Source organism: Proteus sp. G4415, assembly GCF_963896075.1.
GTDB lineage: Bacteria > Pseudomonadota > Gammaproteobacteria > Enterobacterales > Enterobacteriaceae > Proteus > Proteus mirabilis.
In genome coordinates, this window is record NZ_CAWQOK010000066.1 from 1 (window position 1) to 17,768 (window position 17,768).

The 17,768-nt window shown below is 40.9% G+C and carries 14 protein-coding genes; 5 read left to right on the forward strand and 9 right to left on the reverse strand.

Annotation, left to right across the window (positions count from 1 at the left end):
- The 9 genes from oppF to nirB all read right to left on the reverse strand — a co-directional run.
- A partial coding sequence (gene oppF, locus AACU95_RS07940) for a murein tripeptide/oligopeptide ABC transporter ATP binding protein OppF (protein WP_161737226.1) occupies positions 1-917 on the reverse strand: 917 nt, incomplete at its 3' end.
- Entirely contained in the window at positions 914-1,903 is a 990-nt protein-coding gene (locus AACU95_RS07945) for an ABC transporter ATP-binding protein (RefSeq protein WP_004243228.1), read from the reverse strand. The genes oppF and AACU95_RS07945, both read right to left, overlap by 4 nt.
- 7 nt (positions 1,904-1,910) lie before the next feature.
- Entirely contained in the window at positions 1,911-2,819 is a 909-nt protein-coding gene (gene oppC, locus AACU95_RS07950) for an oligopeptide ABC transporter permease OppC (RefSeq protein WP_004243229.1), read from the reverse strand.
- Positions 2,820-2,837: 18 nt separating this feature from the next.
- Positions 2,838-3,758, reverse strand: a complete 921-nt coding sequence (oppB, locus tag AACU95_RS07955; RefSeq protein ID WP_004243230.1) for an oligopeptide ABC transporter permease OppB — start codon at positions 3,756-3,758, stop codon at positions 2,838-2,840.
- 78 nt (positions 3,759-3,836) lie between these two features.
- Complete coding sequence (gene oppA, locus AACU95_RS07960) at positions 3,837-5,474, reverse strand: oligopeptide ABC transporter substrate-binding protein OppA (RefSeq protein ID WP_004248215.1); 1,638 nt, start codon at positions 5,472-5,474, stop codon at positions 3,837-3,839.
- 267 nt (positions 5,475-5,741) lie between these two features.
- Positions 5,742-7,382 carry an ABC transporter substrate-binding protein gene (locus AACU95_RS07965; protein ID WP_004243232.1) on the reverse strand — a complete coding sequence of 547 codons (1,641 nt, stop codon included), beginning with the start codon at positions 7,380-7,382 and terminating at the stop codon, positions 5,742-5,744.
- 651 nt (positions 7,383-8,033) lie between these two features.
- Positions 8,034-9,416, reverse strand: coding sequence for a siroheme synthase CysG (gene cysG / locus AACU95_RS07970; RefSeq protein WP_141192023.1), 1,383 nt, complete (start codon positions 9,414-9,416; stop codon positions 8,034-8,036).
- A gap of 26 nt (positions 9,417-9,442) precedes the next feature.
- Positions 9,443-9,775 carry a nitrite reductase small subunit NirD gene (gene nirD, locus AACU95_RS07975; RefSeq protein ID WP_004243234.1) on the reverse strand — a complete coding sequence of 111 codons (333 nt, stop codon included), beginning with the start codon at positions 9,773-9,775 and terminating at the stop codon, positions 9,443-9,445.
- A complete protein-coding gene (gene nirB, locus AACU95_RS07980) occupies positions 9,772-12,318 on the reverse strand; it encodes a nitrite reductase large subunit NirB (RefSeq protein WP_017628064.1) in 2,547 nt (848 codons plus the stop codon). Before nirB ends, nirD begins: the two co-directional genes overlap by 4 nt.
- 334 nt (positions 12,319-12,652) lie before the next feature.
- On the opposite strand from nirB, the gene AACU95_RS07985 reads away from it, so the two are divergent.
- The 5 genes from AACU95_RS07985 to AACU95_RS08005 all read left to right on the forward strand — a co-directional run bounded on the left by AACU95_RS07985 (position 12,653) and on the right by AACU95_RS08005 (position 17,695).
- Complete coding sequence (locus AACU95_RS07985) at positions 12,653-14,218, forward strand: ABC transporter substrate-binding protein (RefSeq protein WP_223310130.1); 1,566 nt, start codon at positions 12,653-12,655, stop codon at positions 14,216-14,218.
- 74 nt (positions 14,219-14,292) lie between these two features.
- Entirely contained in the window at positions 14,293-15,333 is a 1,041-nt protein-coding gene (locus AACU95_RS07990) for an ABC transporter permease (RefSeq protein WP_004248219.1), read from the forward strand.
- Positions 15,333-16,163, forward strand: coding sequence for an ABC transporter permease (locus tag AACU95_RS07995; RefSeq protein WP_004243239.1), 831 nt, complete (start codon positions 15,333-15,335; stop codon positions 16,161-16,163). Before AACU95_RS07990 ends, AACU95_RS07995 begins: the two co-directional genes overlap by 1 nt.
- A complete protein-coding gene (locus tag AACU95_RS08000) occupies positions 16,156-16,992 on the forward strand; it encodes an ABC transporter ATP-binding protein (RefSeq protein ID WP_020945759.1) in 837 nt (278 codons plus the stop codon). The genes AACU95_RS07995 and AACU95_RS08000 overlap by 8 nt, the downstream gene beginning before the upstream one ends.
- Positions 16,982-17,695, forward strand: a complete 714-nt coding sequence (locus AACU95_RS08005; protein ID WP_004243243.1) for an ABC transporter ATP-binding protein — start codon at positions 16,982-16,984, stop codon at positions 17,693-17,695. The genes AACU95_RS08000 and AACU95_RS08005 overlap by 11 nt, the downstream gene beginning before the upstream one ends.
- Positions 17,696-17,768 lie beyond the last annotated feature (73 nt).

Genomic DNA, 17,768 nt, shown 5'->3' on the forward strand with positions numbered 1-17,768 from the left:
GGACAACGTGTACGGAAAATACAGCCTGATGGTGGATTAATTGGTGAAGGAAGCTCTCCTTCTAACAAATCAATATGCTTGTTACGCTCTTTATCCGGATCAGGAATAGGCACCGCTGACATCAATGCTTTGGTATAAGGGTGTAATGGGTGATGATAAACTTCATCATAAGTCCCCAATTCCACCGCATGACCTAAATACATCACTAAGACACGATCTGAGATGTGTTTCACTACCGCAAGATCATGCGCAATAAAGATGAGCGATAATCCCATCTCTTTTTGGATATCTTTCAGTAGATTGACTACCTGAGCTTGAATAGAAACATCCAGTGCCGATACAGGTTCGTCACAGATAACCAGTTTTGGCTCTAAGATCAGTGCGCGAGCAATACCAATCCGTTGACACTGTCCACCAGAAAACTCATGAGGATAGCGGTTAATTAAGTTTGGTAATAACCCCACTCGCATCATCATCGCTTTGACTTTTTCAACCACTTCAGCCTGTTTCATTTTCGGATGATAGGTTTTTAGTGGTTCGGCAATAATATCGCCAATCGTCATTCTTGGGTTTAAGGAGGCAAGTGGATCTTGGAATATCATCTGAATATCTTGACGAACATCGCGCCACTGTTTATTGCCCATGCCTAATAAGTCATTGCCTAACCAAGTGACTGTACCACCCGATGCTTTAACTAAGCCGATAATGGCACGCGCAAAAGTTGATTTGCCACAACCAGATTCCCCTACTACACCTAAGGTTTCACCTTCGTATAAACGTAAGGTAACGCCATCAACGGCTTTGAGGCTTTTTTTAGGTTGCCAGAACCACTGTTTATTATCTTGTACATCGAAATAAACTTTTAGATCGTTAACTTCGAGGATCACTTTTCTATCTTGTAAGGTGGCTTGGCTCATACTAACTCCTCCGCCGCTTTAAAACAGGCTCGTAATCTTCCCTGAGCAAATTGTGTTAATTGAGGTTCACTATTCAAACACTGCTCTGTTGCATATTGGCAACGAGGCTGGAATGGGCAACCTTTAGGTAAACGCAATAAGTTAGGAGGATTACCCGGAATGGTCGCCAAACGTTCATCTTCACCATCTAAACGAGGTACTGCTTGCAGCAACCCAATAGAATATGGGTGTGATGGTTGGTAGAAAATATCTCGCGCATTACCATATTCCATGGTTCGCCCAGCATACATTACCAGTACTTTGTCGCAAATACCCGCAACCACACCGAGGTCATGGGTGATCATGATAATGGCTGTATTAAGCTCTTTTTTTAGCTCGTTTAGCAGTGTCATGATTTGTGCCTGAACAGTCACATCCAGTGCCGTTGTTGGCTCATCAGCAATTAATAGTTTTGGCTTACATAATAGTGCCATCGCTATCATTACCCGTTGGCGCATCCCACCAGAGAATTCATGGGGATACATGCCCATACGTTTATGGGCTTCGGGCATTTTTACTGCATCAAGCATGCGAACAGATTCCGCATATGCATCATTTTTACTCATGCCCTTATGAAGCATAAGCACTTCAATTAACTGAGTGCCGACTTTCATATAAGGGTTAAGTGAGGTCATTGGATCTTGAAATATCATGGATATTTCTTCAGCGCGCATTTTGTTTAATTGACTTTGGCGTAAGTTTAAAATTTCACGACCATTAAAATGCGCACTTCCAGCAGTACGACCGTTTTTAGCTAATAATCCCATTAAGGCGAACGCCGTTTGCGATTTCCCAGAGCCAGATTCACCGACAATTCCTAAGGTTTCCCCTGCAGATAGCTCAAAGTTGAGCTTATTTACTGCGGTTACATCCCCATCTGGAGTACCAAAGGTGACACAGAGATCTTTTACACTTAACAATGGCTTATTTGTTGAATTTGTCATCATGTTCTCCTTAACGATCTTTCGGATCTAACGCGTCACGTAAACCATCACCGATAAAGTTAAAGCAAAACAAGGTGACAACTAAAAATGCAGCTGGGAAAAGTAATAACCAAGGAGAAACTTCCATTGAATTTGCACCATCACTCAGTAGTGCTCCCCAACTACTTAATGGCTCTTGTGTGCCTAATCCTAAGAAACTTAAAAATGATTCAAATAAGATCATGCTAGGAACCAGTAATGAAGCGTATACCACAACAACACCTAATACATTCGGCACGATGTGTTTAAGGACGATATTACGTGATGACACACCACAGACTAACGCCGCTTCAATAAACTCTTTACGTTTTAAACTAAGTGTTTGTCCCCGTACGATACGAGCCATATCGAGCCAAGATACCATGCCGATGGCAACAAAGATCAGTAAGATATTTTGCCCAAAAAAGGTCACCAGTAAGATAACAAAGAACATAAATGGGAAGGAGTTTAATATCTCCAGTAAACGCATCATCACTGAGTCAACGCGCCCACCGATATAACCTGCCATCGCGCCATAGAGGGTGCCAACAATCACCGCGACAAATGCCGCTGCAATACCTACCATCAGTGAAATACGTCCACCAATTGCTACACGAACTAATAAGTCACGTCCTGATGAGTCAGTGCCAAAATAGTGCGCTGAGGCAAAATCAGGTGGCATTGACATCATTTCCCAATCCGTATCGTCATAAACAAAAGGCGATAACATGGGGGCGAAAATGACAAAAAGTAAAATACAAAATAGTAGTACTAGGCTGGTGATCGCCGCTTTATTGTGCATAAAACGACGACGGGCATCTTGCCATAAACTACGACCTTCAACATCTAGCTGCTCCGAGAAATTCCCCAGAGCTTCGCTATTTTCTTTCATCGATAACATAACGTGCTCCAGTCTCTATTAATAACGAATTTTCGGATCGATTACGGCGTATAAAATATCAACTATGGCATTAAATAAAATGGTTAAACCACCCACAATAATGGTTAAACTCAATACCAATGAGTAGTCTCGATTTAATGCACCATTAACGAAAAGCTGACCAATACCCGGTAATCCAAAAATGGTTTCAATGACCATAGAGCCTGTAATAATCCCCACAAATGCCGGCCCCATATAAGAGATCACTGGCAGTAATGCTGGTTTTAACGCATGGCGTAGCACTATGCGTTTCATTGGCAAGCCTTTGGCTTTGGCTGTTCTGATAAAGTTTGAGTGTAAAACTTCAATCATAGAACTACGTGTGATACGCGAAATACTTGCAATGTAGGAGAGCGATAATGCAACCATCGGCAGTAACATGTACTGAATTTGCCCACCATTCCAACCTCCCGCCGGTAACCAACGTAAGGTAATCGCAAAGATAAGCACTAATAGTGGCGCCACCACAAAGCTCGGTATCACAACCCCCGTCATGGCAAATGTCATGACGGTATAATCCCATTTGGTATTTTGATTCAGTGCGGCTATCACGCCTGCCCCCACACCAAAAATAACCGCTAATACAAAGGCCGATAGCCCTAATTTTGCAGAAACAGGGAATGCTTTACCGACTAAAGTGTTAACACTGTAGTCTTTATATTTAAAAGAAGGCCCTAAATCCCCTTTCGATAATTGAATTAAATAATCGAAGTATTGTTTGTAAATGGGATCGTTTAAATGATATTTCGCTTCGATGTTGGCCATAACTTCAGGGGGTAATTTCCTTTCCCCAGTAAAAGGGCTACCCGGCGCTAAGCGCATCATAAAGAACGAAATCGTTATTAGAATAAAAAGTGTCGGGATCGCTTCCAAAAAGCGACGAAAAATAAATTTGAGCATTGCCCGTTCCTATAACACAAACCTATTCAGGCGTGGTGATAAAAAGACCTCGCTTAACTTAAGCAAGGTCTCGCCCGATTATTTAGCAATAATATACAAGTCTTTAGTATGTAAATTATCCAGTGGATCTTTACCAGAATAACCACCGACATAAGGTTTAACCAAACGGGTGTTTACGTAGTAGTAAAGTGGAACAATGGCAGAATCTTTATCTAATACACCTTCTGCTTTTTGATAAATTTCTGCACGTTCATCATCCGATTTCACGCGTAAAGATTCTTTCATATACGCATCAAATTGTTTGTTTTTATAGTGAACGGTATTATTACTGCTGTAAGACAGCATCATGTTAAGGAATGAAGAAGGTTCGTTATAATCTGCACACCATCCTGCACGTGCAACATCATAATTACCTTGGTGACGTGTATCTAAGAACGTTTTCCACTCTTGGTTTTCAAGAGAAACCTCAGCACCTAAGTTTTTCTTCCAAATAGAAGAGGCCGCAATCGCAACTTTTTTATGTAGATCAGAGGTGTTATACAGTAACTTGAATTTTAATGGATTGGCTTTGTTATAACCCGCCTCTTCTAATAATTGGCGCGCCTTTTCATTACGTTGCTCTTGGGTCCAAGAAGCGAACCACTCTGGTTTACTCTCTTTAATGCCATCGGTGAAAGGCGGTGTAAATCCGTAAGCAGGGATATCACCTTGGTTTTTCACTTTATAGGTGATGATATCTCTATCCATAGATAGTTTTAGTGCTTCACGTACTCGTGGATCGTCAAAGGGAGCTTTCTCATTATTAATTTCATAATAATAAGTACATAAGTATGGGCTGATACGTAATTCATCTGGGATCTCTTTTTTCAATTTTTGGAAAAATTCAATCGGCAGATTGCTATAAGTCATATCGATTTCACCCGCACGATAGCGGTTTACATCGGTGACTTCTGATGAGATAGGTAAAAAAGTAACTTTATTGATAACCGTATTTTTATTGTCCCAATAGGTTGGACTACGCTCTAATTCAATACGTTCGTTTACCGTCCAATTTTTCAGTACATAAGCACCATTGCCAACAAAGTTCGCAGGTTGCGTCCACTTTTCACCAAATTTTTCAATCACTTTTTGATTCACTGGCGACATCGAGGAGTGAGCTAGCAATTTAGGTAAATAAGGTACGGCCTCTGATAATGTGATTTCTAATGTATTATTATCAAGCGCTTTAACACCTAGTTCCGTCGGTTTTTTCTTACCGGCGATAATATCGTCAATATTAACAATATGGGCATATTGTAGATAACTTTCATAAGGTGATGCTGTATTCGGATCTGCTAAACGTTGCCAGCTATAAACAAAGTCTTGCGCTGTTACAGGGTCACCGTTTGACCATTTCGCGTCTTCACGAATTTTGAACGTCCAAACGGTAAAATCTTTATTTTCCCAGCTAGTCGCAGAGCCCGGTAGAATTTCACCATCAGGCCCTACAATCGTGATCCCTTCAAATAGATCTCGTGCTAATGCTGATTCAGGTACACCCTCAATTTTATGAGGATCAAGTGATTGTGGCTCAGAGCCATTATTACGCACTAACTCTTGTTTATCAGCCAGTTTTACCCCATCAGGCACAACAGCCGCAGTAGCATTGAGCGCCGTAAAACCAAAGATAGTACCAATGGCGATCGCTAGCGCACTTTTTTTAGTTACATTTATCATCTTATCAAATACTCCCAGTTAGTGAGTCGGCCATTGTTCGGCCTTCCTGTGATGCTTCGCTGTGTTTTTGGAACGTTTTACACAACTTATTGTTTTACAAAAAAATAAAATATTGTTGCAGATTGACTATCTATGCTTAACTGCATGATGTCTTTATCATTTTTGTGCCGTTATATTTTGTGTAGTACTTTTTATGCTGTACTTTTTTAAATTGCTTTTGCTAATTAAAATCAGATATAGCTATAGATGCGTTATAACTTACCAGTTTTATTTATCTGCCTTTATAAAATAGCGCTTTAAGTCCGTATAATCAAAGGGGTCTTTACCGGTAAATCCGCCCACTTTAGGACTGACCATTCTGACACTCACACGATAATAGACTGGTACAATAGCGGAGTCCTTGTCTAACAAGGCTTCAGCACGTTGATACAGTTGGTGACGCGCTTCATTATCAGTGGCCAGTAACGCATTCTTTAATGCAGCATCATAATCACTATTTTCATATAAAATAGTATTTAGACTGCTAGTGGAGAGGAAAGAGTTTAAAAATGATGTTGGTTCATTGTAATCGGCACACCATGTTGCCCTTGCTACTTGGTAATTACCTTGGTTACGATTTTCTAACGTCGTTTTCCACTCTTGATTTTGTAAAGTGACATTAGCACCAATATTCTTTTTCCACATAGAAGCGGCAGCAATAGCTTGTTGCTTATTCTGATCGGATGTGTTGTACAGCAATGTAAAAGATAATGGGTTTTGGCTGTCATAACCGGCTTCTTTTAATAACTCACGCGCTCTTTCATGACGCTGTTGTTGCGTCCAACCAGCCCATTTAGGGGGTTTAAACTTGCCATTATTAATAAAAGGTGGAGTAAAAGAATAAGCCGGTATTTGCCCTTGCCCCATGATCTTTTCCGCGATAATTTCTCTATCTAAACTTAATTTTACCGCTTCACGCACACGGGGATCATCAAAAGGTGGACGTTTATTATTAAGCTCATAAAAGAAAGTACATAGGTAAGGCGTAATATGTAGAGCCTCCGGTTGCTCTTGTTTCATCTTTCGATAAAGCGTAGGAGGAATAGCGCTATTGGTGATTTGAACTTCACCGCTACGGTAGCGATTAATATCACTGGTTTCTGAACTAATAGGTAAAAAAGTCGCTCGTTCAATAATGGTGTTTTTGTTATCCCAATAAAGCGGATTACGTTTTAAAGTGATTTTTTCATTAACCACCCAATTATCAATTAAATACGCCCCATTACCGACAAAGTTTTCCGGGCGAGTCCAATTGACACCATATTTTTCAACAATCTCTTTTTTAACTGGTTTTAATGAGGTGTGGTTTAGCATATCCACCAGATAGGGAACCGGTTGTGTGAGCGTAACTTGCAAAGTATGTGGATCAATTGCTTTTACCCCTAGACTCTCTGGGGATTTCTTGCCTGTCAGAATATCTGCAACATTTTCCACATAGGCATATTCAAGATAACTGGCATAAGGCGAGCCAGTTTGGGGATCAGTTAATCGACGCCAACTATAAACAAAATCATCTGCAGTAACCGGTGTACCATCACTCCATTTCGCATCATCGCGTAAATAGAAAGTCCATGTTTTATTGTCTTCTGAGCTCTCCCATTTAGCGGCAACCCCCGGCATACTTTCGCCATTAGGCCCCATATAAGTGAGCCCTTCTAATAAATTTAAAATAATATTACTTTCTGGTACCCCTTCCACTTTATGTGGATCAAGGGAGGAAACTTCAGTGCCATTATTAATAACAATATCTTGTTGTTTCGCAAGAAGAGTACCTTCTGGAGGTATTACCGCATGAGAAAGAAAAGAGGTCAGCGCAAGTGATATAATGCTGACAGGAAACATCATTTTTAACATAACTTTCTTTTTCATGGGTACCTCTCCTAATAAATAATCATCTATAGCGGGGTTACTCAATTTACATATAAATTATTTTTAAATAATATTCAGATATTTCATGCTATTTAATATGTTGAGATAATTGTTAGATAAAATTAATAACAATATTCTTCTTTTTTACACTTATAGTGAATTTTGTCAATTAGTGCGGTGTTATTATCACTTAAACTTTACTAAGCCCAGTAGACTTCTATCTTATGAAAAAAGAAAATTCTCATCACGCTATCTACAACAACAAATAAACATTTAATTAACACCGCGCAACTTTTATAGATAGAAAACCTACATAGCTCACAAAATTAATATAATCAGATGGGTTTTTAGCGAGGATACAGAACTTTATGATGTGTTCGGTGTAAGTTTTTTTTTCACACAACTTGATTATAAACAATAACAAATCTGTCTTTAAATGACAGAAACTGGCTAATCTAAAAATAACGGTAGATTAATAAAAAAACATTTTTATTATTTGTTTTTAAAAATTAATATATTTTTTGAAATGCAATTAAAATCAGTACTATTTTCATTTATATCCCGATGAATTAGCAAAAAAATATCCTTTATCGTTGTTATGAACCATAAAGGATATTCTGAGCGTTAGCCTACTTCTTCAAAATTTTTGCTTTAATTGGCTAAAGTCGTACCAAACCATTGTAGCTTTTGATTTAAACTGACGACTTCACCAACAATAATTAATGCAGGACTTTGCATTGAGTTTGCCATTTCAGCCAGTTGCTGTAATTGACCAACAACCACTTTTTGTGTCGCCAGTGTACCTTTTTCTACTATTGCCACTGGCATAGTGGCACGCATATGCTGATTAAGTAACATTTGCTGAATGTAATCGGCTTTACTTAGCCCCATATAAAAAACCAAAGTTTGGTTATCTTGTGCGATACATTGCCATTGTGCGTCGTTCAGCCCTTTTCCATGCCCAGTAATAAAACGCACACTTTGTGCATAATCCCGATGTGTTAACGGAATACCGGCATAAGTGGTACAGCCTGATGCCGCGGTAATGCCGGGCACCACAGAAAAAAGTATTTGATGCTCAATTAAAGCTTCTAACTCTTCACTTCCTCGACCAAAAATAAAAGGATCACCCCCTTTTAACCTCACTACCCTTTTCCCTGCCTTAGCGTGATTAATAAGAATTTGGTTAATCTCCTCTTGAGGAACACAATGAAAACCAGCTCGTTTACCAACATAAATACGCTCCGCATCTCTGCGCACTAAATGCATAACCTCATCAGAGACTAATCTATCATAAACCACGACATCGGCTTGCTGACATTGTTGCAGCCCTTTAATAGTCATTAATCCAGCATCTCCAGGGCCTGCTCCCACCAACACCACACTCCCTTGGGGTTGGTTATTTTCCGCTAGCAATGTGCTGATACGTTGTTGAATGCCGTTATCTCTACCTGCATCAATTTCTGCTTGTAGCGCTTTATCTGCAAAAAAACGCTCCCAAAAATAGCGTCTAGCACTCATGGTGGCAAAACGTTGTTTAACTTGCTCACGTAATTTCCCTGCTAACTGCGCTAAAGCGCCTAGCGAGTTGGGCAACCACTGTTCCATTTTTTCACGTAAGATACGTGCAAGTACTGGGGCTTTTCCTCCCGAAGAAATTGCAACCATAATAGGGGAACGGTCAATCACTGAGGGCATAATAAAGCTAGCTTGCTTGGGCGAGTCAACCACGTTACAAAAAATGCGTTGTTCTGTGGCCTGCTGATAGACGAGTTGATTCACTTGCTCATTATCTGTGGCCGCAATGACTAGCCATTTGTCAGCTAAATCAGCAACACTAAATTCAGCCGTGAAACACTGTAATCGTTGCTCGTTTTGCCACTGCATAAATTGTGGTGTGAATGTCGGTGCAACGACGGATATAACCGCCCCCGCGTCCATCAGTAAACGTGCCTTACGCTCTGCTACTTCACCGCCACCTACTAATAAACAAGGTTTATTGTTGAGCTGACAGAATATTGGAAAATAATCCATCTGGGTTCCCCTATTTATTGGTTTTATCAATGACGCGAACGCACACTGACGGTATTGCCTTCGACTTTGACTTCATAATGAGTAATTGAATAGTGCTCATCTTCAAGGCAATAACCATCTGTTAAGCGAAAATGCTGCTTTTTCAGTGGACTGACGATATATAACTCATTGTCATGCTCTGCAATTAATCCCCTTGATAAAACACTCGCTTGCGCGAAGGGATCAATATTACTTAATGCGTAGAGCCGTTCATCTTGGTATGGACGGAAAATAGCCACCTGATCTTGCTCCACCAGCGCACAAACGCCAGTCCCCACAGTGATGTCATCTAATTGGCAAACCGCTATCCATTGACTCATGATTGCGTCTCCTCTGTTACCATTTTGATATCAATACGTTCATGCACGCGGGCAGGACGATGCTGAGCACGCTCTTTTACCATCTGTATATTAGGATCGGGCATCGGATTGTTAATAAAGTGCGCAAAACGTTTCAATGCTTGTGGTGAATCAAGGGTTTCTTGCCACTCACAGGCTACGCGCTCTTGTAAAACTTTAAGCTCTTTTTCTAACTGTGCATTTAAGCCTAACTTGTCGTGAATAATGACCTCACGTAAATATTCAACGCCCCCTTCTAGGCTTTCTAACCAAACGGAGGTTCGTTGTAATTTGTCTGCAGTACGGATATAGAACATCATAAAGCGGTCAATATAATGGATCAGCGTTTCTTCATCTAAATCCGCCGCGAATAGATCGCCATGACGTGGTTTCATGCCCCCATTACCACCAAAATAGAGATTCCAGCCTTTTTCTGTGGCAATAATCCCTACATCTTTCCCCTGAGCTTCGGAGCATTCACGGGTACAACCAGATACCCCAAATTTCATTTTATGCGGCGTGCGGATCCCTTTATAACGATGTTCTAAAAAGACACCTAATCCAACACTATCGCCAACCCCAAAACGACACCAACTGTTTCCTACACAAGTTTTTACCATACGGATCGCTTTGGCATAGGCATGGCCTGTTTCAAAACCCGCGGCAATTAATTTCTGCCAAATCGCCGGTAAATCTTGCTTCTGTGCACCAAACATCGCCATACGTTGAGAGCCTGTGATTTTGGTGTATAAATTGTATTCTTGCGCAATTTGTCCAATCGCAATAATACCCGCTGGCGTAATTTCACCGCCGGGGGAGCGTGGAATAATAGAGTAAGTGCCATCTTTTTGCAGATTGGCGAGGAAGTTATCATTCGTATCTTGTAGCGCAACTAAGTCATCACGCAAAATATAGTCGTTCCAACACGAAGCCAGCAGAGAGCCGACGGTCGGTTTACAAATTTCACAGCCATAGCCTTGACCATGTTTTTTCAATAGTTCATCAAAGCTTTTCAGCCCTTCAACACGAATAAGATGATAAAGCTCTTGGCGAGAATAGTGAAAGTGTTCACAAAGGTGATGGTTAACTTCAATGCCTTGTTTTGTGAGTTCCGCATTTAATACTTGAGTGATAAGCGGAATACATCCCCCACACCCCGTTCCCGCTTTTGTTTCTGCTTTAATCGCCGCAACCGTATGACAACCTCGTTCAATAGCTTGAATAATGTCGCCTTTGCTTACATCAAAACAGGAGCAAATTTGTGCTGTTTCAGGTAATGAATCAACCCCGATTGCCGGTTTACTTCCAGCATGAGCAGGTAAGATTAATGTGTCAGGATGTTCTGGTAATTCAATTGTATTTAATGCTAACTGTAACAGATTGCCATAATCTTCCGTGTCTCCAACCAATACCGCACCTAATAGGTATTTATTGTCTTCACTCACTATCAGACGTTTATAAATCTCTTTACCTTCATCAAGATAAATATAGCTACGACAACCTGCTTGGCGACCATGGGCATCACCAATTCCCCCTACATCAACCCCGAGTAGTTTTAATTTTGCACTTAAATCCGCCCCTTGGAATGCAGTCTGTTGACCTAATAGATGATCAACGGCCACCTGAGCCATTTTATAACCCGGGGCAACTAACCCAAACGTTTGGTTATGCCAAGAAGCACACTCCCCAATGGCATAAATATCTGCATCTGAGGTTTGGCAATAGTCATTAATCACAATCCCCCCTCGTGGTGCTATATCGAGAGAACATTGGCGTGCTAATTTATCTTTCGGACGTATACCGGTTGAAAATACGACAAAATCAACCTCAAGTGAGGAGCCATCGGCAAACTGTAATGTTTTACGCGCATTTTCCCCTGTCGATAAGATCGCTTGGGTGTTTTTCGCTGTGTGTACTTTAACCCCCATGCGCTCTATTTTACGTTTAAGTTGCTCTCCTCCCATGCTATCAAGCTGTTCTGCCATTAGCGTTGGCGCAAATTCAATCACATGGGTTTCAATACCTAAACTTTTTAGCGCACCAGCAGCTTCTAAACCTAACAGCCCGCCGCCAATAACCGCCCCTTTACGGCTTAAACGAGCACAAGCTTCAATCGCATTTAAATCTTCAATAGTTCGGTAAACAAAACAATCTGGTGAGTTGTTTCCATTAATAGGAGGAACCCATGGGTAAGAGCCTGTTGCCATGATCAATTTGTCGTAGCTAACACAACGCCCAGTATTGGTGTGCACCACTTTTTCTTCACGATTAATGGTGATCACACGCTCACCCACTAATACTTCAATATGATGTTTCTCGTAATAACCGGGTTTAACTAACGAGAGCTCTTCAGCAGTGTGATGAGAAAAATAGGAAGAGAGATGGACTCTATCATATGCAATACGAGGTTCTTCACAAAAGACGATAATATTGAACGTTTCATTGCCGCCCTTATCAATCAATTCTTCTATATAACGGTGTCCAACCATGCCGTTACCGATGATTGCGAGTGTTTTCTTGCTCATTTTTGCCTCAGATCTAAAGGTATCTAAGGTTAAAATACGAGGCTACTCATAAGAGATATTGATGAATATCAAATACAGCTTAATCAATTCAGCCAATACAACTTAATAGTCAACATATTACTACCAAAGTAGTATTTTATTCGTCGTTTGTTGCGATTAATTATTCCTCAACCATAATTAATTCAAAAGGCTTATAACGAGGTGTTATATATAAGTGTAATAAAAACTTTGCGAAATGCGCTTATTTTGCCTAAGTTAATTTCCAAAAGTAATAACTAATAAGTTATTGACATAATAACGAAAGCGAGACTATTTCAGGGAGCGTCCAATGAAAGTGAAAACCAAATTATTATCATTACTTGTGATGGGTGCTCTCAGTGCCCCTGTATTGGCAGTAACACCCGCCAATACATTGATTGTAGTACAAGGCCTTGATGATATTGTTAGCCTTGATCCTGCCGAAAGTAACGAATTATCAAGTATTCAGACCGTACCAAGTTTATATCAACGTATTGTTCAGCCTAACCGTGACAATCCAGAAATTAACGAGCCAATTTTAGTCGAGAGTTGGCAGGCTCACCCTGAACAAAAATCTATCGTCTTTAAAATTAAACAGGATGCAAAATTTGCCTCCGGTAATAGCGTACGCCCAGAAGATATTATCTTCTCTTACCAGCGTGCAGTGACGATGAATAAATCCCCTGCTTTTATTTTAAATGTGCTAGGTTGGAAAGCAGATAATATTAATACCCTATTGAAAAAAGTCAGTGATAAAGAGATTGAAGTACGTTGGACAGCAGATGTTAGCCCTGATGTGGTACTTAACATCCTTTCTACACCAATCGCTTCTATTGTTGATGAGAAATTGATTGCCGCACATATTAAAAATAATGACTTTGGTAATAATTGGCTAAAAATGAATTCGGCTGGTAGTGGTGCTTATAAAATGCGTGCCTACAAACCTCGCCAAGCCATTGTGTTAGAAGCTAACCCTCTTTCACCGACCGGTGCGCCTAAGATAGCCAATATTATTATCAAAAATGTGCCCGATCCCGCTTCACGTCGTCTGTTAATTGAAAAAGGCGATGCGGATATTGCCCGTGACTTAGGTACAGACCAAACTGCAGCATTAGCAGGTAAACCGGGCATTCAAATTTTAAATATCCCTTCTGCTGAGCAAGTCTATATGGCGTTTAATACCGGTAGCGGAAATCCGCTTCTTAGCAATCCGGCATTTTGGCAAGCAGCGCGCTATTTGGTCGATTATAAAGGGATCACCAATGACTTAATGCGTGGGCAATATTTTATTCACCAAAGTTTCTTACCGGTGGGATTACCGGGGGCATTAGAAGATAATCCATTTAGTTTTGATCCACAAAAAGCGAAAGATATCTTAGCAAAAGCAGGAATTACTCATGCACGTTTTACTCTCGATGTAGAAAACAAAGTTCCTTACATCACCGTTGCACAATCTATTCAAGCAAGCTTTGCACAAGCGGGTGTACAGGTTGATCTGTTACCTGCTGCCGGTAGTCAAGTTTATAGCCGAGTGAGAGCAAGGCAGCACCAAGCGGCGATCCGTTTTTGGATCCCCGACTATTTTGATGCTCACTCCAATGCTAGCGCTTTTGCCTATAATGACGGGCAATCAAATACCGTGGCTTGGTTAAATAATTGGAATATTCCTGAGTTAAGTAAACAAACACTCGTCGCCCTGAATGAAGCGGATAAGGCTAAACGTCAGTCCCTTTATACTGAAATGCAAAAAGAGCTACAACGCAGTTCACCTTACGTGTTTATCGACCAAGGCAAAAATCAGATTGTATTACGGGATAACGTGAAAGGTTATGCTCAAGGTCTAAATGCCGATATGGTCTATTACGACAAAGTCACTAAGTGATCATTTTCCTGCCGCCACTCACAATCATGTTATTGTGAGTGGTCTATTTTTTGCGATTTCAAGGCTGTTGCCGTATGAATACACTCACGATATCCACTCGCCTAAAAAGCCAGTTGTTTACCTTGGTTCAAGGTATATTGACATTGGCGCTAACACTTTTAGGGTTACTGGTTATTACTTTTACGCTTTCTGCGTTTTCCCCTGTTGATCCTGTTTTACAAATTGTTGGTGATCACGCCAGTATTGAAACTTATAATCAAGTAAAACATGAGTTAGGGTTAGATTTACCCATCTACATGCAATTTTTCCACTATGTAGAAGCACTATTGCAAGGAAATTTAGGTACGGCGACGTCAACGGGTCAACCGGTATTTGATGATTTAATTGCCACCTTTCCAGCCACTTTAGAATTAGCCACTGTCGCCTTAGTCATTGGTGCTAGTTTGGGCGTTTTATTTGGTGTGTTATGTGCGCGTTTTGTTGGCACCCCCTTTGATTTTATCTTACGCTTTTTAACGCTATTAGGTAGCTCAGTCCCTATTTTCTGGTTAGGTTTAATACTACTCCTTATTTTTTATGCCACATTGCAATGGACTGCAGGCCCAGGACGTTTGGATGATATTTATCAATTTACCATTGAGCCAGTAACCGGCTTTGCCTTGATTGACACCCTACTGGCAGGTGATAAAGATGCCTTTCTAAACGCCCTATCACATCTCATATTACCGGTTTCTCTGCTAGCCTATTTTGCGCTGGCATCTATTACCCGTTTAACACGCTCTGCCTGTTTAAATGAGATGAATAAAGAGTACGTCACTCTCGCCAGAGCAAAAGGGATTGGCGAATTACGTCTCTTATTTACCCATGTATTACCTAATATTCGCGGTGTGTTGATGACCATTATCGCCTTGTCTTATACAGGGATGTTAGAAGGTGCCGTATTAACAGAAACGGTATTTTCTTGGCCGGGGATTGGCCGTTATCTCACAACGGCTCTCTTTGCGGGTGATACCACCGCAATTATGGGGGGCACACTTGTTATTGGTCTATGTTTTGTGCTGATTAATAATATGACAGATATCGTTATTCGTCTGACTGATCCGAGGTTACGCTAATGTCACTCTCCTTTTTAACAAAAATAGCGCGTTCACCTTCAGCGTTTATCGGTCTGTCATTGTTGCTTCTTCTGCTACTAATTGCCATTTTTGCCCCTTGGCTAGCGCCTTATGATCCAAATTGGCAACACGCTGCACAACGCTTATTAGCCCCCAATGCTGCACACTGGTTAGGTACTGATAGTTATGGTCGCGATATTCTTTCACGCTTAATTTATGGTACACGCCCAATGTTAGGTTTGGTGGGTCTTGTTGCCTTGATAACACTACCATTAGGGCTATTTATTGGCATTTTATCCGGTTATTACGGCGGTTGGACAGAGCGGATTTTAATGCGTTTTACCGACATCATTATGTCTATGCCCTCCTTAATTTTAGCCTTTGCCTTTGTCGCCATGTTAGGGCCGGGATTACTTAACGGTGCATTAGCCCTTGCACTTACAGCATGGCCGGCTTATGCCCGCCAAGCCCGTAGTGAAATTCAACACTTACGTAATAGTGATTACCTTGCAGCCGCTGAAATGATGGGAATTAACGGTATTAGACTATTATGGGGGCATATTCTTCCTTTATGTTTACCTTCTGCCATTGTACGTTTAGCCCTTAATTTAGCGGTGATCATTCTTGCTGCAGCAGGTTTAGGTTTCCTTGGGCTAGGTGCTCGCCCTCCCATGGCGGAATGGGGAGCAATGATTGCCGAAGGGATGCCCGTTATTTTTGATCAGTGGTGGGTGGCCGCTATTCCGGGTACGGCAATTTTGATCAGTAGCCTTGCTTTTAACTTATTGGGTGATGGATTACGCGATGTATTAGGAGAAAGCCATGAATAAAGCCCCTTTAATCGAAGTCGATAATCTGTGTATTGATTTTCCACGTGCTAGAGTGGTGAATAATGTCTCCTTTCAGTTAGGACAAGAGCGGTTAGCGCTGGTGGGTGAATCTGGTTCAGGAAAATCGATGACGGCACGCTCATTAATGGGCTTAGTGCGTAAGCCGGGCAAAGTTTCTGCTGATAAATTGCATTTTATGGGGGACGATCTCCTCGCTTATTCTCCTAAGCAATGGAACCAGTTACGAGGAAAAACAATATCAATGGTATTACAAGATCCTCGTTATGCATTAAACCCAGTGAAAACCATTTATCAGCAAGTAGAAGAAACGGTAAAACTCCATCAAAAATTATCCCATAAAGAGCGACATGCATTAATTACTGAAACTTTGCTTTCCGTGGGATTACCGGAACAGAGTATTTCTCGCTACCCCGGTGAATTATCGGGCGGTATGGGACAACGCGCGATGATCGCTATAGCGCTAATTAATAACCCAACGGTACTGATTGCGGATGAGCCAACTTCCGCACTAGATGCACAGCTACGACATCAAATATTAGAACTTATCATTACCCAATGCGCACAACGAGATATGGCTTTGTTGTTAATTAGCCATGATCTACCTTTAGTGGCTGAATATTGTGATCGTGTTATGGTCATGTATCAAGGGGAGCAAGTGGATGAACTTGAGGCAAAAGCATTACCTCAAGCCACACATCCATACACCCGCACCTTATGGACCTGTCGCCCTAATGCGAGTACCTATGGCACACAATTACCGGTATTAGATAGAACACTGAATTTTAAAGGTACACCTTATGCTAATTGATATTCATCATTTACGCGTTCAATTTGAACAAAATAGACAGATTAAGCAGGTGGTAAAAGGTGTCAATCTACAAGTTAAACAAGGCGAAACCTTTAGTTTAATTGGTCGTTCTGGTTGCGGTAAATCAACTGTATTACGGGTTATAGCCGGATTATTACATCATTGGCAAGGGGATATTAAGTTGTTAGGGCAAGCAATTAAGCCACAGCAACGCTTTCAAGGTAAGTTACGCCGTAACATACAGATGGTGTTTCAAGATCCCTATGCTTCATTACACCCTCAACATCGGATAGAACGAGCATTTATTGAGCCGTTAAAAATTCATCATATTGCTTATGATAAAACAACAATAACCTCAGCGTTAGAGCAAGTCGGTTTAGAAGGCGATATTGCTTATCGTTATCCACATCAACTATCAGGTGGACAACGTCAACGTGTGGCTATAGCCAGAGCATTACTGTTGCAACCACAGTTGTTATTGTTAGATGAGCCAACCTCTGCACTGGATATGTCGGTACAAGCAGAAATTTTAAATCTGCTTAATACCTTAAAAAAACAACATAACATGACTTACCTTTTGGTCAGCCATGATGCAGATGTTATTGCACATATGTCGGATAGCGCAGCGCTAATGGAAGAGGGTCAATTGACTTGCTATTATGATAGAAAAGCGCTTTCTCAAGGGCTTCATCGTCTTGATTAATTAAAAATAGCCACAAAAAAGATAACAAAGAGAGAAATGATAAGAGCAGTATTAAATATCAATACTGCTCCTT